Below are 18,737 nucleotides of genomic sequence, written 5' to 3'. Positions count from 1 at the left end.
CAACCCGTACCTCCCCGACACGTTGAAGCTACGGGCTTTCCTCGTCTTACATCAGACGGCCATCGAGTGATCGCAGGTGAGTGCGGCACCGGTCCGCGACGTCGAGGACCGCACCTGCCGGCCGTTGATGATGATCTTGCACGTGAGCTCGCCGTGCACTCCCTCGAGCCGCACGACGACCCGCCCCTTGCGCTTGCCCATGCGCTCGAACGGCAGATCGGGGTTGCGCAGCGTGCGTTCCTCCTCGCCGGGGAACGCGTAGGTGAGCCGATCGGTCGTGCCCGTTCCCTCGACCACCACACGGATGCTGGGCGCTACCGCACAGCCGGTGATCCCGGCCAGCAGCAGGCCCACGAGTAAAGCGGCGGTCTTCATGGCCCGAACAGTAGGAAGCGGAGGTGCGTCCGAGCATCAGCCTGAAGGCTCGAACGGCATCAGCCGTCAGACTGACAACCCGTGGTCCCTCAAGCGTTCCTCGACCCGCAACCGCTCGATCTCGCGATCCATGCCTTCTGGCAAGGAACCCAGCCGGTGCTCGACGCCCAGCGCATCGCACGCCTGCACGAGCAGCGCGTCGTACGCCTGACGCGCGCCGATCTTCTTGGCCGCCGACGCGCCGGGCTCGAACCCGGCCCGCACCCGGCGCACACGACGAAGGTCGGCCGCGATCCGTTCGATCGGCCGATGGTCGGGCACCAGCCCAAGCTACCCCGCCTGCAACGCCAGGAAGAGGTCCACGCGCGCCTCGAACTCCGCCAGGTCGGTGCCGAGCAGCTCCTCCACGCGCCCCACCCGGTACCGCAACGTGTTCACGTGGACGTGCAACCGGGCAGCCGCCGCCGTCCACGAGCCGGAGCAGTCCAGGAACACCTTCAGCGTGCCCACGAGATCCGACCCGTGCTCGGCGTCGTAGTCCAGGACGGGCCCGAGGAGCCGTCGGCGCAACGAAGTGCGCAACTCCTCCGGCACGCCCGCGAGCAGCAGTTGGTGCAGCGCGATCTCCTCGCCCGCCACCACACACGTGCGGCCGCCACGGCGCTCTCCCAGGCGGCGCGCGTGCGTGGCTTCCTCCGCGGCGCCGCGCAGGCCGCGGGACCCCACCGGCGAGCTGATGCCGACGAGCACGCGGGACGAGCCGAGGCCCGGTTCCATCACGCGCATCGCCTCGCGGAGGTCGTCGGGCTGGGCGTCGGCGGCGACGGCCACCGCGTAGACGGTGTCTCCGACCGGGGTCACGAGGGCCTGGGGCAGCGCCTCCTCCAGCACCGCCGCCGCGAGGTCGGCGCGCTGGTCGGACGTCACCGCGCTGATCACCCGCAGCTGGGCGCGTTCCAGGCCGGCCGCCGCCAGCCGGGACTCCAGGTCGGCCGAGCCGCTCAGCACGGCGGAGACGAGGGGCGCGGCGGTGCGGTTCTCGATCTGCCTTCCCTGCGCCTCGCGCAGCCTTTCCAGCGCGACCAGTGACGCGAGCTCGGCGGCGGCCTCAGGTTGCACGGAGCCGCCCACGACGAGGATCCAGCTGGTGAGCCGGTTGCCGCCGCGTTCGGAGACGGGCACGAGGGTGACGCCCTTGACCGTCTTCGGGAGGCGGCCGGCCTGCAGGAACTCCTTGACCAGCGTGAGCCGGTCGGGCAGTTCGCCGCCCGCGACGACGCGGCCCGCCGTGGACAGCACCCAGCAGGACGCGCCGAGCTCGTGGGAGCCGGCGAGCAGCAGCGCGGGGAGGCCGGAACCCTCCGCCACGACGTTCAGCAGGCGGCGGTGGCGGGAGAGGCCCACCAGTTCCATCGAGACGCGTTCGGTGATGGTCGCGAACGACAGGTCGACGGGCACTTCGAGCAGCGGCACGTGGTGGCGGACGCAGGCGTCGACCAGGTCGAGGGGCAGCGCGCGGTTCTCGGTCTCGGACGCGGCCAGGCCGGCGACGCGGGCCGAGGCGAGCGAGTGGACGAACGTCTCGGAGTCCTGCGCGCCGTGGTGCCAGAGCAGGCCGGACAGCACGAGCTCCCCTCCGGACAGGTACCGGCTGGGGTCGGGCAGCTCCGTTCCGTACACGCGGGTGACGGTGCGGTCGAGCTGGTCTTCACCGGTGTGCAGGCTCAGGCGCAGTTCCGGCATCTGCAGCAACGTCCGCAGCAGCAACATGACAGGTCACTTTCGTCCATTCGTGTTTGTAGGAAAGCACAAATTCACGGTCTGTAGGAGCCTGGCGATTCATGTAACGCGGCCGTAGCTCAAGGACACAGTGGGTCTGTGTACTGGCTCACAACCAGATGGGAGGGCGAGTGACGATCTCCACGCACGTGCTGGACGCGGCACGAGGCAGGCCGTTCGCCGGTATCGCCGTGTCGTTGCAGCGACGCGACGGGACCGAGGTGGCGAACGCCGAGACGAACACCGACGGCCGGATCACCGGATGGGGTGACGGCCTGGAGGCCGGGGTCTACCGGCTGGTGTTCGACACGGCGGAGGCCGCGCCGTTCTTCCCCGAGGTCGTGCTCACCTTCGACTACTCCGATCCGGCGCAGCACTACCACGTGCCGTTGCTGCTGTCGCCGTTCGCCTACTCCACCTACCGAGGTAGCTGACGATGGACTTCCTTCGACCGGAAACGCTTGCGGAGGCGTTGGAGCTGAAAGCCCAGCGCCCTGACGCCGTGCCGATCGCCGGCGGCACGGACGTCATGGTGGAGCTGAACTACGACCACCGACGGCCCTCCGCCCTGCTCGACCTGACCCGGGTTCCCGAGCTCCAGCAGTGGTCCGACGGGCTGCGGATCGGCGCGGGCGTGCCGTACGTGCGGATCATCGACGAGCTCGGCGCCGAACTGCCGGGGCTGGCCATGGCCTCACGGACGGTCGGGTCGCCGCAGATCCGCAACCGCGGCACGGTCGGCGGCAACCTCGGCGCGGCCTCCCCCGCGGGGGACACGCACCCGGTGCTGCTGGCGTCCGGCGCGGTCATCGAGGTGGCCTCCGTGCGCGGCACGCGGATGATCCCCGCCGCCGAGTTCTATTTGGGGGTGAAGCGGAACGCGCTGGAGCCCGACGAACTGATCGTGGCGGTTCACCTGACGCCTGCCAAGGGGCCACAGCAGTTCTCCAAGGTCGGCACGCGCAACGCCATGGTGATCGCGGTGTGCTCGTTCGGCATCTCGCTGTTCCCCGAGGAGAACCGGGTGGGCGCGGCGGTCGGTTCGGCTGCTCCCACACCACGCCGGGCGCACGAGGCCGAGCAGTTCCTGGCTTCGGCACTGGACTTCAAGAACCCGAAGCCGTTGCTCGACTCGGTGAAGCGCGAGTTCGGCGAGCTGGTCTCGCGGGCGGCGTCACCGATCGACGACGTGCGCGGGTCGGCGGCGTATCGCAAGCACGCCCTCGCGGTGATGGCACGCAGGACGCTGGGCTGGGCCTGGCAGGAACTTGTAGACGGGGAGCGGGCATGCGCGTGAACGTGACGGTCAACAGCGAGCAGCGCCAGGCCGACGACGTCTGGGAAGGCGAGTCGCTGCTGTTCGTGCTGCGCGAGCGGCTCGGGCTGCCCGGCTCGAAGAACGCCTGCGAGCAGGGCGAGTGCGGTTCGTGCACGGTGTACCTGGACAACGTGCCGGTGTGCGCGTGCCTGGTCGCGGCCGGGCAGGTCCAGGACCGGGAGGTGCGCACGGTCGAAGGGCTGGCCGACGGCGACACGCTCGACCCGGTGCAGGAGGCGTTCGTCGAGGCGGGCGCCGTGCAGTGCGGGTTCTGCACACCCGGCCTCGTGGTGCAGGCACACGACCTGCTGGACCGCGTGCCGAACCCGTCGGATCCGGAGATCCGCGAGGCGCTGGCCGGGAACCTGTGCCGCTGCACGGGGTACGAGAAGATCCTGGACGCCGTGCGACTGGCGGCGTCGCGCCGATGATCGTCCTCGACCGCTGCGCGGTGTCCACCGTGGACGAGTCCGGGACCGAGCACCTGTCCGGGCACGTCGTGATCGACGGTGGACGAATCCAGTCCGTCGGTGCAGGCCCGGCGCTCCGGCCCTCCGAGTCGCACACCTACGTCGACGCGTCGTCGTGCCTGGTCACGCCGGGGCTGATCAACACCCACCACCACCTGTACCAGTGGGCGACGCGCGGCCTCGCGACCGACGCCACGCTGTTCGAGTGGCTGACCGCGCTCTACCCGGTGTGGCGCGGGCTGGACGACACCGTGACGCACGCGGCGGCGTCGGCCGGGCTCGCGCGGCTGGCGCTGACGGGCTGCACACTGGCCGCAGACCACCACTACGTCTTCCCGTCCGGTGGCGGCGACGTGTTCGACGCGCTGGTGTCGGCGGGACGCAGGATCGGCATCCGCCTGGAAGCGATCCGCGGCTCGATGGACCGCGGCCAGTCGCACGGCGGGCTGCCACCGGACAACCTGGTCGAGGAGACCGAGGCCGCGCTGATCGCGACCGAGCAGGCGATCGGCGACTACCACTCGACGGCGGACGACGCGCTGGTCCGGGTGGCCGTGGGGCCGTGCTCGCCGTTCTCGGTGTCGCGTGAACTCATGACCGGCGCCGCGTCCCTGGCTCGTCGTCACGGCGTCCGGCTGCACACGCACCTCGCCGAGACGATGGACGAGGAAGAGCAGTGCCTGGCGGAGAACGGGTGCACGCCGACCGAGTACGCCGAGCAGCTCGGCTGGCTCGGGCCGGACGTGTGGCTCGCGCACACCGTGCACCTCAACGCCGACGCGGTGAAACGGCTGGGGGCCACCTCGACCGGGTCCGCGCACTGCCCGACGTCGAACGGGCGGCTGGGCACCGGGATCGCACCGGTGCGTGACCTGCTGGACGCCGGCGCGCCGGTCGGTCTCGGGGTCGACGGTGCCGCGTCCAACGAGGACGGTGGCCTGGTCGTCGAGCTGCGGTCGGCCCTGTACCAGGCACGGCAGCGCGGCGGACCGGGTGCGATGGACGCCCGCAAGGCGTTGTGGATGGGCACGATGGGCGGCGCGCGGGTGCTGGGCCGCGCGGACTCGCTGGGCTCGATCGAGCCGGGCAAGGTCGCGGACCTCGCCGTGTGGGACCTGTCCGGAATGGACTACGCGGGGATCGCGGACCCGGTGGCGGCACTGGTGCTCGGCACTCCCCCGCCGTTGAAACTGTTGATCGTGGGCGGTGAGGTCGTGGTGCGGGACGGTGTCCTGCTGACGGCGTCGACCGACGAGCTGGCCCGTGACCTCTCCGCGGCCGGCGCCAAGCTCCAGGAGGCTGCGCGATGACCCTCACTCCCGCCGAACTGACCTCCGCGGTGTCGGGTGGCATCGGGACGTCGCCGCAGCGCCCGGACGGCAACCTGAAGGTGCGCGGCGAGTTCGCCTACTCGTCCGACCTGTGGCACGAGGACATGATCTGGGGCGCGACGCTGCGTTCGCCGCACCCGTACGCCCGCATCACTTCGGTCGACCTGACGGAGGCGTTGAAGGTACCGGGCGTGTACGCGGTGCTGACGCACTCGGACGTACCCGGCCGCAACCTGTACGGGCTGGAGCACAAGGACCAGCCGGTGCTGGCGGTGGACGTCGTGCGCTACCAGGGCGAACCGGTCGCGCTGGTCGGCGCCGACCACCCGGAGACCGCGCTGCGGGCGATGAAGAAGATCGTCGTGACCTACGACGTGCTCGAACCCGTCGTGGACATGGAGACCGCCGCGGACGACACCCCGTTGCACCCCGGCGGCAACCTGGTGCGGCACGTGCCGATCCGGCGCGGCTCGCAGGACGTCGAGGCCGAGGTCGTGGTGACCGGGCGGTACGAGGTCGGCATGCAGGACCAGGCGTTCCTCGGGCCGGAGTCCGGGCTCGCGGTGCCGGCCACCGACGGTTCGGTGGACCTCTACGTCGCGACGCAGTGGCTGCACGTCGACCGCGACCAGATCGCGGCCGCGCTGGGCCTGCCGCAGGAGCAGGTGCGGCTGACGCTGTCCGGTGTCGGCGGCGCGTTCGGTGGCCGCGAGGACCTGTCGATGCAGGTGCACGCGTGCCTGCTGGCCCTGCACACCGGCAAGCCCGTGAAGATGGTCTACAACCGCGAAGAGTCGTTCTACGGGCACGTGCACCGGCACCCGGCCGTGCTGTACTACGAGCACGGTGCCGACCACACCGGCAAGCTCGTCTACGTCCGCACGAAGATGTACCTCGACGGCGGCGCGTACGCCTCCTCGACACCCGCTGTCGTGGCCAACGCGGCGACGCTGGGCGTTGGCCCGTACGAGGTCGACAACATCACGATCGACGCTTACGGCCTCTACACGAACAACCCGCCCTGCGGCGCCATGCGCGGATTCGGTGCCGTGCAGGCAGGTTTCGCCTACGAGTCCCAGATGGACAAGCTGGCGGAGGCGCTGGGCATGTCGCCGGTCGACGTCCGCGTGCGGAACGCGATGACAGAGGGTTCGGTGATGCCGACCGGTCAGGTCGTCGACTCGGCCGCACCCGTCGCACAGCTGCTGAAGCTGGTGCAGGACAAGCCGTTGCCCGCCGGCACGTCCTCGGACATCCGCGAACTGCCAGGTGGCGTCTCGAACACCACGCACGGCGAGGGCGTCGTCCGCGGCGTCGGCTACGCGGTCGGCATCAAGAACATCTGCTTCTCCGAGGGCTACGACGACTACTCGACCGCGCGCGTCCGGGTCTCGATGGTCAACGGCTCGCTGACCGCGGCGGTGCACACCGCCGCGTGTGAGGTCGGCCAGGGCCTGGTGACGATCATGCAGCAGATCGTGCGGACGGAGCTCGGCATCGAGCGCGTGACCGTGCTGCCGATGGACACCACGATCGGCAACGGCGGCTCGACCTCCGCCTCGCGCCAGACGTACGTCACCGGTGGCGCGGTGAAGGCCGCCTGTGCGATCGTGCGCGATCGCCTGGCAGGCCGTACCGACATCGGCGACGAGGTGATCGACGAGACCACCGAGTGGCGTCACCGTGCCACCGAGGCTCTCGATCCCGTCACCGGACAAGGCAACGCGCACGTCCAGTACGGTTTCGCCGCCCACCGCGCCGTCGTCGACGTGGACGTCGACCTCGGTCTGGTGCGCGTGGTGTCGCTCGACTGCGCGCAGGACGTCGGCAAGGCGCTGAACCCGCAGGCCGTGATCGGTCAGATCCAGGGCGGTTCCGCCCAGGGCCTCGGCCTCGCGGTGATGGAGGAGATCCAGACCTCCGGCGGCAAGGTCCGCAACCCGTCCTTCACCGACTACCTCATCCCCACCGTGCTCGACATGCCGCCGATGAGCATCGACGTGCTCGAGCTCGCCGATCCCCATGCCCCGTACGGCATCCGGGGCGTCGGCGAACCGCCCACCATCTCGTCGACCCCGGCGATCGTGGCGGCGATCCGCGCGGCGACCGGCCTGGCGCTCACCCGCGTCCCGGTCCGCCCGGAACACCTCACCGGTACCTGATCATCTGGAGTTTTCTGCCGTGAACGCACATCTGCTCGCCACCATCGACCTGGCCACCCGCAACGTGGCCTCCGGTGGGGGTCCGTTCGGCGCGATGATCGTCCGTGACGGCGAGGTGATCGCCACCGGCGTGAACCAGGTGACGCCGAACCTCGACCCCACCGCGCACGCCGAGGTCGTCGCGATCCGCGCGGCCTGCCAGGCGCTCGGCGACTTCCGTTTGACCGGCTGCACCTTGATCTCGTCGTGCGAGCCGTGTCCCCTCTGCTTGTCCGCCGCGCTCTGGGCGCGGGTGGACAAGGTCATTTACGCCGCCGACCGCGACGACGCGGCGGCGGCCGGGTTCGACGACCGGGAGTTCTACGAGCTGTTCAGCAAGCCCCGCTCGGAATGGGACTTGCCGGTACATCAGATCTCCACTGGTGAGGACAACGCCCCGTTCACCGCGTGGACGTCACTCGCAACCCGTATCGATTACTGACGGCCACAAGCCTGTCTAGCTGACCGGAGCTCGCATCGCACAAACGCGTTCCGGCGTTGGAACGCGCCCACCGGCATGGGAAAGGCCGTCCTTCAATGACCCAGTTACGGAGCCGACCGACGTCCTCGTCGTTCGACCAGTTCTTCCGCATCACCGAGCGCGGCAGCACGTTCGGACGCGAGGTGCGCGGCGGTATCACCACGTTCGTCGCGATGTCGTACATCGTGCTGCTGAACCCGTTGATCCTCGGCGCGTCCGCGGACATCACCGGCGCCAAGCTCACCATCGCCGAGATCACCACGGCCACGGCGCTCGCCGCCGGCGTGATGACCGTCCTCATGGGACTCGTCGGCAACGCTCCCCTCGCCATCGCCGCCGGTCTCGGCGTCAACGGCGTGGTGGCCTTCCAGATGGCACCGGCCATGACGTGGGCGCAGGCCTTCGGTCTGGTCGTGCTGGAGGGCATCTGCATCGTGGTCATGGCCGCCTCGGGCGTCCGCGAGCGGATCATCAACGCGATCCCGGAGCCGTTGAAGATCGCGATCACCGTGGGCATCGGGCTCTACATCGCGTTGGTGGGACTGGTCTCCGCCGGTTTCGTGACCCGCACGCCGGACGCGGCGCACTCGACGGTGCCGGTGCGGATGGGCGTCGACGGCCACCTGAGCGGCTGGCCGATCGCGATCTTCTGCCTGGGCCTGCTGCTGATGATCGTGCTGCTGGCGCGCGGCGTGCCCGGTGCCGTGCTGATCAGCATCGTGGTGGCCACCGTCGTCGCCATCGGCGTGAACGCCGCGTTCGACGTCGAGGGCTGGGGTCTCGTGACCCCGTCGCTGCCCGACTCCGTGGTCAGCTCACCGGACTTCGGCCTGTTCGGGCGGGTGGACCTGTTCGGCGGCTTCGTGTCCGCCGGCGTGATCGCGGCGACGATCTTCCTGTTCACGCTGGTGCTGTCCGGCTTCTTCGACGCCATGGGCACGATCACGTCGGTCTCCGACGAGGCGGGCCTGACCAAGGACGGCAAGGTCGAGGGCATGGGCAGGATCCTGATGGTCGACGGCGCCGGCGCGATCGCCGGTGGCGTCACGGGGTCCGCCCCGAACACCGTGTTCCTGGAGTCGGCCGCGGGCGTTGGCGAAGGCGCCCGAACCGGCCTGGCCTCGGTGGTGACCGGCGGCCTGTTCCTGGTGGCACTGCTCTTCACACCGCTGGCGACGGTCGTGCCCGCGCAGGCGGCGGCCCCGGCGCTGGTGGTGATCGGCGGCCTGATGATGACCCAGATCCGCCGGATCCCCTGGCAGGAAACGGATTACACGATCCCGGTCTTCCTGACCATCGCCATCATCCCGTTCACCTACTCGATCACCAACGGCATCGGCGCGGGCCTCGTGTCCTACGTCGTGCTGCGCGTCTGCAAGGGCCGCTGGCCTGGCTGGCTGATGACCGGCCTCGCCCTGATGTTCGCCGTGTACTTCGGCGTGGACCTGATCAGCGGCAAGTGACGCGGCGTCCCGGCCAGGCGGCCACCCGGCCGGGACCTCGCCCTGTCCTGCAGGTCTCGTCCGCGACAGTCGCGGCCGAGGGTCCCAGAGGCGGCACCGCCGCAACGCCCGAACACGCCCGGTATGAGGCCGTCGCGGCGGCACCGTCCGCGGATCGCTCGCCCGCGCCTCCCACTGAACGAAATCGTCAGACACCGCCTAGCCCTGAAAGGAGCGTGCGATGCGTGACCTGGCGCCGACCCTGCTGTCGTGGGACCGGTTCGCGGTCGCGTCGGTGGTGGCCGTGCGGGGCAGTGCGCCGCGCCCGGCCGGCGCCGCGATGGCCGTCGGGCCGTCCGGCGAGGTGATCGGCAGCGTGTCCGGCGGCTGCGTGGAGGCCGAGGTCTACGACCTGGCGTGCCAGGTCCTGGAGTCAGGAGTGCCGGCACTCACCTCGTTCGGCTACTCCGACGACACGGCGTTCGCGGTCGGCCTCACCTGCGGCGGCTCACTGGACGTGCTGGTGCAACGCGATTCCCCTTCGCTGCGCGCGGCCTTGGAGGCTTCTGCCGACGGACGCCCGGTGTCGGTGCGCTTCGAGGCGGAAGACAGGGTGTTCACCGAGTCGTGGATGCCGCCGCCGCGCCTGCTGGTGTTCGGCGCCATCGACCACGCCGCCGCGGTGGCCGAGATCGGACGCTTCCTCGGCTATCACGTGACCGTGTGCGACGCACGCCCCGTGTTCGCCACTCCGTCCCGTTTCCCCGCAGCACATTCCGTGGTCGTCGACTGGCCGCACCGCTACCTCGCGGCGACCCACACCGACGACTCCACCGCCGTCGTGGTGCTGACGCACGACCCGAAGTTCGACATCCCCGTGCTGGTGGAGGCCCTGTCCAGGCCGCTGGCGTTCGTCGGTGCCCTGGGCTCCCGCCGCACCCACGCCGAACGGCTCGCACGCCTGCGCTCGGAAGGCGTTGCGGAGGCGTCGCTGGCGCGGCTGCGTTCGCCGGTCGGTCTCGACCTGGGCGGCCGCAGTCCGGCGGAGACCGCGGTGTCGATCGCCGCCGAGCTCGTCACACTCAGGCACGGCGGCACCGGTCTACCGCTGAGCGACCTCACCGCCTCGATCCACCGCACCCCCGCGCGCTTCCTCCTGGCGCAACGAAATCATCTCCCGACAAGTTCCTGATCATCTCGACGAAGGTGGATGAACGGACCGTTCACCCAGCGGGAAACCGCAGGCCGGCACACCTTTCACAAACAGACTCCACTCGAGAACCCGAGGTCAGAAGAGAATGACACTTATTTTTCTCAACGGCGGCGGCATGCGGGGCGGGCCCCTGCACAGCCAGCTCCAGGGCACGCCGATGCTCGGCCGGGTGAAGAGCGCGCCTAAATACCGCTACTTCTCCGTCCGCGACGAGTTCCCCGCCATGCACGCCTCCGGCAGGGCACAGGTGGTCGGTGAGCTGTACGACCTCCCGCTCACGGTGCTGCGCGACCACCTGATCCCCGCCGAGCCCGCCGAACTGGAGATCGGGGTCGTCGAGCTCGAGGACGGTGGCGCCGCGCTCGCCACCGTGCTCAGGGACGAGTTCCTCCATTCGGGCGATCTCAAGGACATTTCACATCTGGGCGACTGGAACCTGCACTTGTACAGGTAATCCACGTACAGGGGTGAGGGTCATGCCATTCCAGGCCGGTTCGGCGAAAGTAGATGTGACGCCGCCTTCCACGGCTCCCTATCTGGGTGGTCAACCGCGGCACTCGCTGTTCCTCGGAGTGCACGACCCGCTGTTCGTCCGTGCCACGGCGATCACCAACGGGGAAACCGTGATCGTGATCGCCGTCGACTCGCTCGGCATCAACAACAGCATCCTCGGGCCGGGCCGCGACTTCACCGCCGAGGTCCGCGAACGCATCCAGCAGCAGACCGGGGTGCCGCCCACGCACGTCATGATCGCCAGCTCCCACACGCACTCCAGTCCGGAGACGGCCGGCTTCCGGCCGTTTCCCGACCAGGACTGGCTGGCGACGTTCCGCGACCGGATCGTCCAGGCCGCGCGTGAAGCCGTCGAGAGCCGGCGGCCGGTGACCGTGACGGTCGGCACGGGCGAGGTGTTGCGCGGCACGCTGGCCATCAACCGCAACGGCCGCGTCTACCCCGGTGCCCCGCCGGAGGACCCCGAGGTCACCGTCGTGCGGCTCCAGGGCGACGAGTGGAGCACCGTCCTTTACCACTTCACCACGCACCCGGTGTACGTGCAGGTGCAGCCGTACGTGTCGGCCGACTTCCCCGGCGTCACGTCCGCGATGCTCGAGCTCAACGAACCGCACTGCCAGGCCGCGCTGTTCCTCCCCGGTGCGGCCGGCAACCAGGAAGCGCCGCCCGACCCGCTCACGCACGGCGGTTCCAGGTTCGACGAGGAGAACAACCCGGACTTCGAGGTCATCCGGAACTTGTTCGCCCACAACGCGCGCATGGGCATGTACCTCGCCCAGACCGCGCTCGACATCCCTGGGGATACCGAACTCGACGGCCCGGTGACGGCCGTCCAGCGCACCGTTCAGGTCGACTCCCGCAGCCTGCCGGACCGGGGGCCCTTCGAGGCCGAGCTGATCGACCGCCAGAGCGCACTTGCGGACGCCATCGACCGCGACGCCCCGAAGGCCGAGATCGTCCAGCTCACGCGACTGGTGCAGGACACCGAGGAAGTCCTCGTCGCCATCGATCGCGGCACCGGTCCCATCGACGCCGAGGTGCAGGTGCTGCGCATCGGCGGACTCGCTCTCGCCGGCCTGCCCGGTGAGCCGTTCGTGGAGCTCGGCTCCGAGCTGAAGTCGATGTCCGGCGACGACCGCACGGTGCTGCCCGTCGGGTACGCCAACGACTACCTCGGCTACCTCACCCACCCCGAGGCGTGGGACACGCACGTCTACGAGGTGAGCCTCGGCCCGTGGACGCGCATCGGCCGCTTCGGCGGCCAGCACCTCACCGACACGGCGAAATCCATGGTCGACGAGCTCTGGACTACTCCGGACGAGTGATCCCGGCGGTTTCTCGTATCTCGGGGACTGGGGGGAGTTCTTTCATCGCGAGGGGTGAGGGAGTGGCATCGGGGGGTGCCACTGGCAAGGGGGAGTTGCCGCAGGCGGCGGGACCAACCGAAGTGGTCCCGCCGCATGGTCCTCACCTTGCGATCTTCGGTCTCCGTCGAGGGCCTGCACCGGCCAGGTCACCGCCCGGCTCCCCTCAGCAGCCCGCGCTCGTACGCCACCGCGACGGCCGCGGCCCGGTCCGACACCCCCAGCTTGGCGTAGACGTGCAGCAGGTGGGTCTTCACCGTGGCCTCGCTGATGAACAACGCCGCCGCCACCGCCCGGTTCGTCGACCCCTTGGAGACCAGCGCCAGCACGTCGAGCTCCCTTGTGGACAGCGGTTCCAGCGCGGGCTCGCGCACCTGGCCCAGCAGCCTCGTGGCCACGGCGGGCGACAGCACCGCCTCGCCCGCGTGCGCGGCGCGGATGGCGCGTTGCAGTTCGTCGCGCGGGGTGTCCTTCAGCAGGTAGCCGGTGGCACCCGCCTTGATGGCCGGCAGCACGTCGCGGTCCGTGTCGTAGGTGGTGAGGACCAGGACGCGGCACGGGTGGTCGCGCAGCCGCTCGATCGCGGACACGCCGTCCGAACCCGGCATGCGCAGGTCCATCAGCACCACGTCCGGCGACACCGCCGTGACGACGGCGACCGCCTCGTCTCCGGACGCGGCCTCGCCCACCACCTCGAAGTCACCGGTGGACAGCATGCCGCGCAGGCCGTCGCGGACGACCGGGTGGTCGTCGACGATGACGAGGCGGATCACGCGGGCACCCGCGCCGAGATCGCCGTGCCCGCGCCCGGTTCGGACTCCACGAACAACGCGCCGGACAGGCGGTGCACGCGGTGGCGCATCGCGGGCAGGCCGAAGCCGTCGGACGGGACAGCCAGGTCGAAGCCCACTCCGTCGTCGCGCACGTCCAGGGTCACCACGTCCTCCATGTACGACAGGGTCAGGCCGACCCGGGACGCCGAGGCGTGCTTCGCCACGTTCGCCAGTGCCTCCTGCGCGGTGCGCAGCAACGCGACCTCCACCTCCGGGTGCGTTTCGCGCACGGCTCCGGTCAGCGTGACCGAGATCGATACGCCGTTGTGCTTCGACCAGCCCGCCGCCACGTCGTCCAGGGCCTCGTGCAGCGCCGCCGAGTCCAGGGCCGGTGGGCGCAGGGCGTGCACCGAGCGGCGGGCCTCGGCCAGGTTCTCGCGCGCCAGTTCCGCGGCCACCGCCACGCGGCGTTCCCAGTCGGTGGCCGTGGCCGCCGACAGCTGCGTGATGATGCCCGCCAGGCCCTGGGCCAGCGTGTCGTGGATCTCGCCGGCCATGCGGTGGCGTTCGTCCTGCACACCCGCCTCGTGCGCCTGCACCACCAGCTGGGCGTGCAGGCCCTCGTTCTCCTCGAGGAGTTCCTTGCGCAGCCTGGACTGTTCGGTCGTCACGTGGCCGACGTAGGTGAAGGTGCACGCCACCACCACGAAGATGAGCAGCAGCAACCAGAACGCCGCCTCCTCGCCGGCGGGCGGGTAGCCGCCGAACAACGACAGCGTCGCCAGCCCGGCCGTCACCGCCACCACGAAGAACATCCAGCGGCCGCGCAGGACCTCGCTCGCGTGGACGTAGACCGCGTACGACACCGCGCCGAACCAGTGCTCCTGCAGGCCGAGCACGCCGTAGAACACGACCATGCCACCGACGAACACGGCCATGAGCTCCGGCCTGCCGTGCCACGCGGGATGCAGCGTGAACCACCACAACATCCACACGAAACCGAATGCCACGACGCCGTAGGTGAACCAGCGCTCCGGCACCGACTGCGTGGTGAAGATCGAGTACAACACCGTCGTCACGGTCAGCACGAAGTACGGGATCACGCGGGCGATCGAGACGAGCCTGCGTTCCCACCTGTCCAACGCGGCCATGTCCACGAGTTACTCCCAGCGGAAGGTCTTGGCCGCGACGGTACCTGCCACGAGGCTCACCAGCCCCATGATCGCGAGATGCCTCCAGTCCGGCGCGGTACCGAGCCACGCCTGCTGCAGCGCCTCCACACCGGGAGGCGTGTACGAACCGATCGCCTGAATCGCCGAAGGCAGCATGAACCGCGGCAGGTACACACCGCCGAAGAACATCAGCAGCATGAACACCACCGTCGCCCAGCCACCGGCCGAACGCGCGTTCGGGGCCAGGGCGGCGATCACCAGACCCAACGCGAACGTGCCCGCGCCTCCCAGCACCACGGCACACGCCAGGCCGAGGGGGTGATGAGGCAGGTCGACGCCGAAAACGACGTACCCCACGATGATAAGGAGTAGCACCGACAAGATCACCGCAACGAAGTTGACCACCATCTGCCCGGCCAGCAACCGCGCCGGGTGCATGGGCGTGGTGGACAGTCGCCGCAGCACGCCCTTCTCCCGGTAGGTCGCCACGACCGCGGGCAGGCGTTGCAACCCGATGAACGCCAGCGTGAACACGACGAGCGCCGACACGTAGCTGTCGATGAACCGCTGCCCACCGAAGTTCTCATCAGGCGTCCGCAACGCCGGGATCGCCCCCAGCACCAGCAACAACAGGCTCGGGAACACCAGTGCGAACAACGAGTTCAGCCGGTCGCGGACGAACAACCGCGCCTCGATCTCAATGATCTTCAACATCACGACCCCCGGTCAGTTCGACGTAGGCGTCGTCCAGCGAGACCTGGTCGACGCGGAGCTGGCGTGCCACGACCTGCCGCCGTGCCAGCAGGGAGGTCACCGCGTGCAGCAGGTTCTCCGACCCGCTGACCACGAGCTGCTCCCCCACCGACGACACCGAGGTGACCTCCGGCAGTGCCTCCAGCAATGACACGTCCAGCGCGACGGACGGCACGAACCGCACCCGAGTGGCACCGTCCACACGCGACACCAGCGCGGAGGGCGTGTCCAGCGCGACGATCCGGCCGCCGCGGAACACCGCGACCCGGTCGCAGAGCCGTTCCGCCTCTTCCATGAAGTGCGTGACCAGCAGGATCGTCACGCCGGCCGACCGCACCTCCTCGATCACCGACCACGTGTCCCGCCGCGCCTGCGGGTCGAGCCCCGTCGTCAGCTCGTCCAGGACCGCGATGCGCGGCGACCCGATCAGCGCGAGCGCGATCGACAACCGCTGCTTCAACCCGCCGGACAGCTGCCCGAACTCCGCCTTCAGGTGCGGCACCAGCCCCAGTCGCGAGGACCAGTCGGCCGGCGACGGGTAGAACGACGAGAACAACGCCAGCGCCTCGCCGACCCGCATCCGTTCCGGCAACTCCGAGGCCTGCAGCTGCACACCGATCGACTCGCGGACGTCCGCCGGTCGCCGCCCCAGCACAGACACGGTCCCCCGGTCCGGCGTCCGCAGCCCCGACACGCACTCGACGGTCGTCGTCTTGCCCGCCCCGTTCGGCCCCAGAACCCCGAAGATCTCCCCCTCGGCCACCTCGAACGACACGGAGTCCACCGCCACGCGGGGCCCGTACCTCTTCCCGAGGTCGCGCACTTCGATGATCGCCATGTCCCCAGCCTCGGCGAACGGGGAGCGAAGATCATCGAACAACGGGCGGGACCCGGATCAACCGATCGGTTGATGCCGCTACTCAGTCTCCAGAACGGCGGCCCGCAGCGCGGCGGCCAGGCGTGCCACCGGCTCCGGCACGGGTCCGGGCAGCCGCGCGAGCACGGTGCGGCGCTGCTCGGCGGGCCCGCCCCGCACCGGCAGGATCCGTACTCCCGCGGGCGCGACGCCCACCAGCGACGCGGCGATCGTCGTGATGCCAAGGCCCGCCGCGACCAGTTGCAGCTTCGCCAGCCAGTCCCGCGCCGTGTGGGCGACGACGGGCCGTTCGTCCAGCCCTGGCCAGACCCCCATCACCCACGGGTCGCCGGGGCCGGAGATCCACCGCTGGCCCCGCAGGTCGGCGACGTCGATGAAGTCGTTGCGCGCCACCGGATGCGTGGACGGCACGGCAACGCGCAGGCTGCGTTCGACGAGGGTGTCCACCGCCAGCGGCGGCGTCTCGTCGTCAGGTGCGCGGAACGGCGGCGCCGACGAGATCAACGCGATGTCCAACGTGCCCGCCCGCAACGCACGCACCAGCGCCGGCGTGCTCCCCTCGCGCGTGACCACGGTGATCGACGGATGCGTGCGTCCCAGCGCCGCCAGGGCACGCGGGACCATCCACGCCCCGGCCGTCGCGATCCAGCCGAGCCTGATGGTGCTCACGTCCTCCGGCAGACCCGCGAGTTCGCGGGCACCAGCGTCGACCTGGTCCACGACCACGGCCGCACGCCGCAGCACGAGCCGCCCGGCCGGGGTGAGCCGCACCCCGTCGTGCCGCCGCTCCAGCAGCTCCGTGCCCGCCGCTCGTTCGAGGGCCGCGATCTGCCGCGACACGGCGGACTGCGTGTAACCCAGCGCGGTCGCCGCCGCGGTCAAGGTGCCGCGCTCGGCGACTTCGCGGAACACGCGCAGCGCCACCAGCGACGCATCGGTCAGGGCCATGACGCCTACGCATACCCCAGATGAGAATCTCTCGCTACCCGCATATCTCCGCGCGGCCTAGCTTGAAAGCGTGATCAAGACTCAGTTCGGCTTCAGCAGCACCGCCGCCGAGGTCGCCGAAGGCGTCGACCTGACCGACCTCGCCTCCGTCGACGCGTTCGTCCGCGCGTGGGACGGCCCGCTGCACGGCGTCGCCCGCTACGCCGTCGACCCGGACAACGCGGCCCGCCTCTGGACGTACTCCGAAACCCTCCTCGCGAAGGCCTGAGACATGACGATCGCGCTCGTCACCGGCGCCACCCAGGGCCTCGGCCTGGCACTGGCCGAAGGACTCGCACAGCGCCTGCGGCCCACCGACACCGTCTACCTCACCGGCAGGGACGCCGAAAGGGTCGCCGCCGCCGTGCGGCGCGTTCCCGGCAACGGCGCCGAGGTCCGCGGCGAACTCCTGGACGTCGCGGATCCGGATGCCGCCGCGAAACTCGCCGCACAGCTGGAAGAACGACACGGCGGCGTCGACGTCGTCTTCGGCAACGCCGTCATGCGCGTCGGCCCCGGTGACGACCCGCCCGCGTTCATCGACACCTACACCGAGGTCAACAACTTCGGCACCACCAGGCTCCTGAGAGCCTTCGCGCCGCTGCTGAACGACAACGGCAGGCTGATCGTGGTCGCCAGTTCGCTCGGCACCCTCCGCCAGCTGGCACCGGTGCTGCACAGGCGGTTCACCGAACCGTCCTCTTTGGACGAGGTGGACGAGCAGATCGCCCGCTGGCGCGACGAGGTGAAGGACGGCAGGGCGAAAGCCGGGGCGTGGCCCGGGTTCGCGAACATCCCGTCCAAGATCGGCCAGGTCGCCGCCGTGCGCGTGCTCGCGCGTGAACGCCGTGAAACCGACCTGGCCAGAGGAATCCTGGTCGCCGCGGTGTGCCCTGGGATGATCAACACGCCCACGTCCGCGCTGTGGTGGGACGTCAGCACCGCTCCGACCCCGGCCCAGGCCGCGACGGCGTTGCTGGACCTGGCACTCGACCCGCTGAACCCGCGGCACCACGGCGAACTCGTCCGCCACGGCGAGGTCGTGCCGTTCAGCTGATGGGCTTGTCCAGCCCGTGCACCACCTGGTCGAGCAACGTCCGGATGACCGCCTCGTTGTGCTCGGTGCGACCCGGTGTGATCATCCGCGACGTCGCCTCGACCATCGCGTGCACCAGCATCGCCCGCAACGGCGCGCGCTCCACCCCGGCCGTCCTGAAGACACCGACCAGCGGCGCCAGCAACCGTTCGTGCTCGGCCCGGATCTGCTCGCGCGACGAGTCCGGCAACGTGTGCGCGGACAACGCCACCACCGCCCCGTGGCTGCCGTCGGTGATGATCGCGAGCTCGGTGCGCAGGTACGCCTCGATCTTCGCCGGCACGGAGGACGCGCTGTTGACCGCGTCCTCCAGCTTGTCCGCCCACTCCGGCAGCGCGTCGGACACGATCGCGGCGACCAGTTCCTCACGCGACCGGAAGTACTCGTAGAGGCTCGGCCGCGACAGCCCGACGCGTCTGGCGAGCGACGCGAGCGTCAGCGCCTCCGCACCCTCGGTCGCCACTATGTCCCGCCCGGCGTCCAGCAGGGCACGCAACCGGTTCGCGCGGTGTTCCGCCACGGTGTCTGCGCTGATCCTCGGCACATCGGGATCGTATCGCGCTTGATTTCCCGACGGGGAGTTGGAATAGTT

At 70.1% G+C, this 18,737-nt stretch carries 21 protein-coding genes; 12 read left to right on the top strand and 9 right to left on the bottom strand.

Going from position 1 to position 18,737, the window contains the following annotated elements:
• Positions 1–51: 51 nt before the first annotated feature.
• The 3 genes from LX88_RS35205 to LX88_RS35195 form a co-directional block, all read right to left on the bottom strand.
• Positions 52–375, bottom strand: coding sequence for a hypothetical protein (locus LX88_RS35205; RefSeq protein ID WP_143086772.1), 324 nt, complete (start codon positions 373–375; stop codon positions 52–54).
• Positions 376–441: 66 nt separating this feature from the next.
• Positions 442–696, bottom strand: coding sequence for a hypothetical protein (locus tag LX88_RS35200; RefSeq protein ID WP_443674884.1), 255 nt, complete (start codon positions 694–696; stop codon positions 442–444).
• Positions 697–705: 9 nt separating this feature from the next.
• A complete protein-coding gene (locus tag LX88_RS35195) occupies positions 706–2,145 on the bottom strand; it encodes a PucR family transcriptional regulator (protein WP_258952104.1) in 1,440 nt (479 codons plus the stop codon).
• Between the two features lie 128 nt (positions 2,146–2,273).
• Here LX88_RS35195 and uraH point away from each other — a divergent pair, with 128 nt between their 5' ends.
• From uraH to LX88_RS35145, 10 genes are all read left to right on the top strand, one after another.
• On the top strand, positions 2,274–2,588 hold the full coding sequence (uraH, locus tag LX88_RS35190) for a hydroxyisourate hydrolase (RefSeq protein WP_090066944.1): 315 nt from the start codon (positions 2,274–2,276) through the stop codon (positions 2,586–2,588).
• 2 nt (positions 2,589–2,590) lie between these two features.
• Positions 2,591–3,451, top strand: coding sequence for an FAD binding domain-containing protein (locus LX88_RS35185; RefSeq protein WP_258952103.1), 861 nt, complete (start codon positions 2,591–2,593; stop codon positions 3,449–3,451).
• Entirely contained in the window at positions 3,442–3,903 is a 462-nt protein-coding gene (locus LX88_RS35180) for a (2Fe-2S)-binding protein (protein ID WP_258952102.1), read from the top strand. Before LX88_RS35185 ends, LX88_RS35180 begins: the two co-directional genes overlap by 10 nt.
• Positions 3,900–5,252 carry an 8-oxoguanine deaminase gene (locus LX88_RS35175; protein ID WP_258952101.1) on the top strand — a complete coding sequence of 451 codons (1,353 nt, stop codon included), beginning with the start codon at positions 3,900–3,902 and terminating at the stop codon, positions 5,250–5,252. The genes LX88_RS35180 and LX88_RS35175 overlap by 4 nt, the downstream gene beginning before the upstream one ends.
• The gene (locus LX88_RS35170; protein ID WP_258952100.1) at positions 5,249–7,435 is read left to right on the top strand and encodes a molybdopterin cofactor-binding domain-containing protein; all 2,187 of its coding nucleotides are present in this window, start codon (positions 5,249–5,251) and stop codon (positions 7,433–7,435) included. Before LX88_RS35175 ends, LX88_RS35170 begins: the two co-directional genes overlap by 4 nt.
• 19 nt (positions 7,436–7,454) lie before the next feature.
• Positions 7,455–7,916, top strand: a complete 462-nt coding sequence (locus LX88_RS35165; RefSeq protein ID WP_258952099.1) for a nucleoside deaminase — start codon at positions 7,455–7,457, stop codon at positions 7,914–7,916.
• A gap of 95 nt (positions 7,917–8,011) precedes the next feature.
• Positions 8,012–9,418, top strand: a complete 1,407-nt coding sequence (locus tag LX88_RS35160) for an NCS2 family permease (RefSeq protein WP_258952098.1) — start codon at positions 8,012–8,014, stop codon at positions 9,416–9,418.
• Between the two features lie 220 nt (positions 9,419–9,638).
• Positions 9,639–10,589, top strand: coding sequence for an XdhC family protein (locus tag LX88_RS35155; RefSeq protein WP_258952097.1), 951 nt, complete (start codon positions 9,639–9,641; stop codon positions 10,587–10,589).
• A 106-nt stretch (positions 10,590–10,695) separates the two neighbouring features.
• Positions 10,696–11,064, top strand: a complete 369-nt coding sequence (locus tag LX88_RS35150; protein WP_258952096.1) for an allophanate hydrolase-related protein — start codon at positions 10,696–10,698, stop codon at positions 11,062–11,064.
• Between the two features lie 22 nt (positions 11,065–11,086).
• Positions 11,087–12,448: a hypothetical protein gene (locus LX88_RS35145; protein WP_258952095.1), complete on the top strand. Its 1,362-nt coding sequence runs from the start codon at positions 11,087–11,089 to the stop codon at positions 12,446–12,448.
• Between the two features lie 188 nt (positions 12,449–12,636).
• On the opposite strand, the gene LX88_RS35140 is transcribed toward LX88_RS35145, so the two are convergent.
• The 5 genes from LX88_RS35140 to LX88_RS35120 form a co-directional block, all read right to left on the bottom strand.
• Positions 12,637–13,260: a response regulator gene (locus tag LX88_RS35140; protein WP_258952094.1), complete on the bottom strand. Its 624-nt coding sequence runs from the start codon at positions 13,258–13,260 to the stop codon at positions 12,637–12,639.
• Positions 13,257–14,411 (bottom strand): sensor histidine kinase, encoded by a 1,155-nt coding sequence (locus LX88_RS35135; protein WP_258952093.1) that lies wholly within the window; start codon positions 14,409–14,411, stop codon positions 13,257–13,259. The genes LX88_RS35140 and LX88_RS35135 overlap by 4 nt, the downstream gene beginning before the upstream one ends.
• A gap of 9 nt (positions 14,412–14,420) precedes the next feature.
• A complete protein-coding gene (locus tag LX88_RS35130) occupies positions 14,421–15,146 on the bottom strand; it encodes an ABC transporter permease (RefSeq protein ID WP_258952092.1) in 726 nt (241 codons plus the stop codon).
• Entirely contained in the window at positions 15,130–16,023 is an 894-nt protein-coding gene (locus LX88_RS35125) for an ABC transporter ATP-binding protein (protein WP_258952091.1), read from the bottom strand. Before LX88_RS35125 ends, LX88_RS35130 begins: the two co-directional genes overlap by 17 nt.
• 78 nt (positions 16,024–16,101) lie before the next feature.
• Entirely contained in the window at positions 16,102–17,010 is a 909-nt protein-coding gene (locus tag LX88_RS35120) for a LysR family transcriptional regulator (RefSeq protein WP_258952090.1), read from the bottom strand.
• A 70-nt stretch (positions 17,011–17,080) separates the two neighbouring features.
• On the opposite strand from LX88_RS35120, the gene LX88_RS35115 reads away from it, so the two are divergent.
• Both LX88_RS35115 and LX88_RS35110 read left to right on the top strand, forming a co-directional pair.
• A complete protein-coding gene (locus LX88_RS35115) occupies positions 17,081–17,278 on the top strand; it encodes a hypothetical protein (protein WP_258952089.1) in 198 nt (65 codons plus the stop codon).
• Positions 17,279–17,281: 3 nt separating this feature from the next.
• On the top strand, positions 17,282–18,106 hold the full coding sequence (locus tag LX88_RS35110) for an SDR family NAD(P)-dependent oxidoreductase (RefSeq protein ID WP_258952088.1): 825 nt from the start codon (positions 17,282–17,284) through the stop codon (positions 18,104–18,106).
• Here LX88_RS35110 and LX88_RS35105 read toward each other — a convergent pair.
• Positions 18,099–18,689, bottom strand: coding sequence for a TetR/AcrR family transcriptional regulator (locus LX88_RS35105; RefSeq protein ID WP_090066928.1), 591 nt, complete (start codon positions 18,687–18,689; stop codon positions 18,099–18,101). The genes LX88_RS35110 and LX88_RS35105 overlap by 8 nt on opposite strands.
• Positions 18,690–18,737: the final 48 nt, after the last annotated feature.

The organism is Lentzea californiensis (assembly GCF_024648825.1).
Taxonomy (GTDB): domain Bacteria; phylum Actinomycetota; class Actinomycetes; order Mycobacteriales; family Pseudonocardiaceae; genus Lentzea; species Lentzea californiensis.
The sequence above is the reverse complement of the archived record's forward strand: the minus strand, read 5'-3'. Positions and strand labels throughout refer to the sequence as shown.

Excerpts from the sequence above, each read along its gene's own strand:
- LX88_RS35205 (WP_143086772.1), bottom strand. The coding sequence starts at position 375 with ATGAAGACCGCCGCTTTACTCGTGGGCCTGCTGCTGGCCGGGATCACC.
- LX88_RS35195 (WP_258952104.1), bottom strand. The coding sequence starts at position 2,145 with ATGTTGCTGCTGCGGACGTTGCTGCAGATGCCGGAACTGCGCCTGAGC.
- uraH (WP_090066944.1), top strand. The coding sequence starts at position 2,274 with ATGGGAGGGCGAGTGACGATCTCCACGCACGTGCTGGACGCGGCACGA.
- LX88_RS35185 (WP_258952103.1), top strand. The coding sequence starts at position 2,591 with ATGGACTTCCTTCGACCGGAAACGCTTGCGGAGGCGTTGGAGCTGAAA.
- LX88_RS35180 (WP_258952102.1), top strand. The coding sequence starts at position 3,442 with ATGCGCGTGAACGTGACGGTCAACAGCGAGCAGCGCCAGGCCGACGAC.
- LX88_RS35175 (WP_258952101.1), top strand. The coding sequence starts at position 3,900 with ATGATCGTCCTCGACCGCTGCGCGGTGTCCACCGTGGACGAGTCCGGG.
- LX88_RS35170 (WP_258952100.1), top strand. The coding sequence starts at position 5,249 with ATGACCCTCACTCCCGCCGAACTGACCTCCGCGGTGTCGGGTGGCATC.
- LX88_RS35160 (WP_258952098.1), top strand. The coding sequence starts at position 8,012 with ATGACCCAGTTACGGAGCCGACCGACGTCCTCGTCGTTCGACCAGTTC.
- LX88_RS35155 (WP_258952097.1), top strand. The coding sequence starts at position 9,639 with ATGCGTGACCTGGCGCCGACCCTGCTGTCGTGGGACCGGTTCGCGGTC.
- LX88_RS35150 (WP_258952096.1), top strand. The coding sequence starts at position 10,696 with ATGACACTTATTTTTCTCAACGGCGGCGGCATGCGGGGCGGGCCCCTG.
- LX88_RS35145 (WP_258952095.1), top strand. The coding sequence starts at position 11,087 with ATGCCATTCCAGGCCGGTTCGGCGAAAGTAGATGTGACGCCGCCTTCC.
- LX88_RS35135 (WP_258952093.1), bottom strand. The coding sequence starts at position 14,411 with ATGGCCGCGTTGGACAGGTGGGAACGCAGGCTCGTCTCGATCGCCCGC.
- LX88_RS35130 (WP_258952092.1), bottom strand. The coding sequence starts at position 15,146 with ATGTTGAAGATCATTGAGATCGAGGCGCGGTTGTTCGTCCGCGACCGG.
- LX88_RS35125 (WP_258952091.1), bottom strand. The coding sequence starts at position 16,023 with ATGGCGATCATCGAAGTGCGCGACCTCGGGAAGAGGTACGGGCCCCGC.
- LX88_RS35120 (WP_258952090.1), bottom strand. The coding sequence starts at position 17,010 with ATGGCCCTGACCGATGCGTCGCTGGTGGCGCTGCGCGTGTTCCGCGAA.
- LX88_RS35110 (WP_258952088.1), top strand. The coding sequence starts at position 17,282 with ATGACGATCGCGCTCGTCACCGGCGCCACCCAGGGCCTCGGCCTGGCA.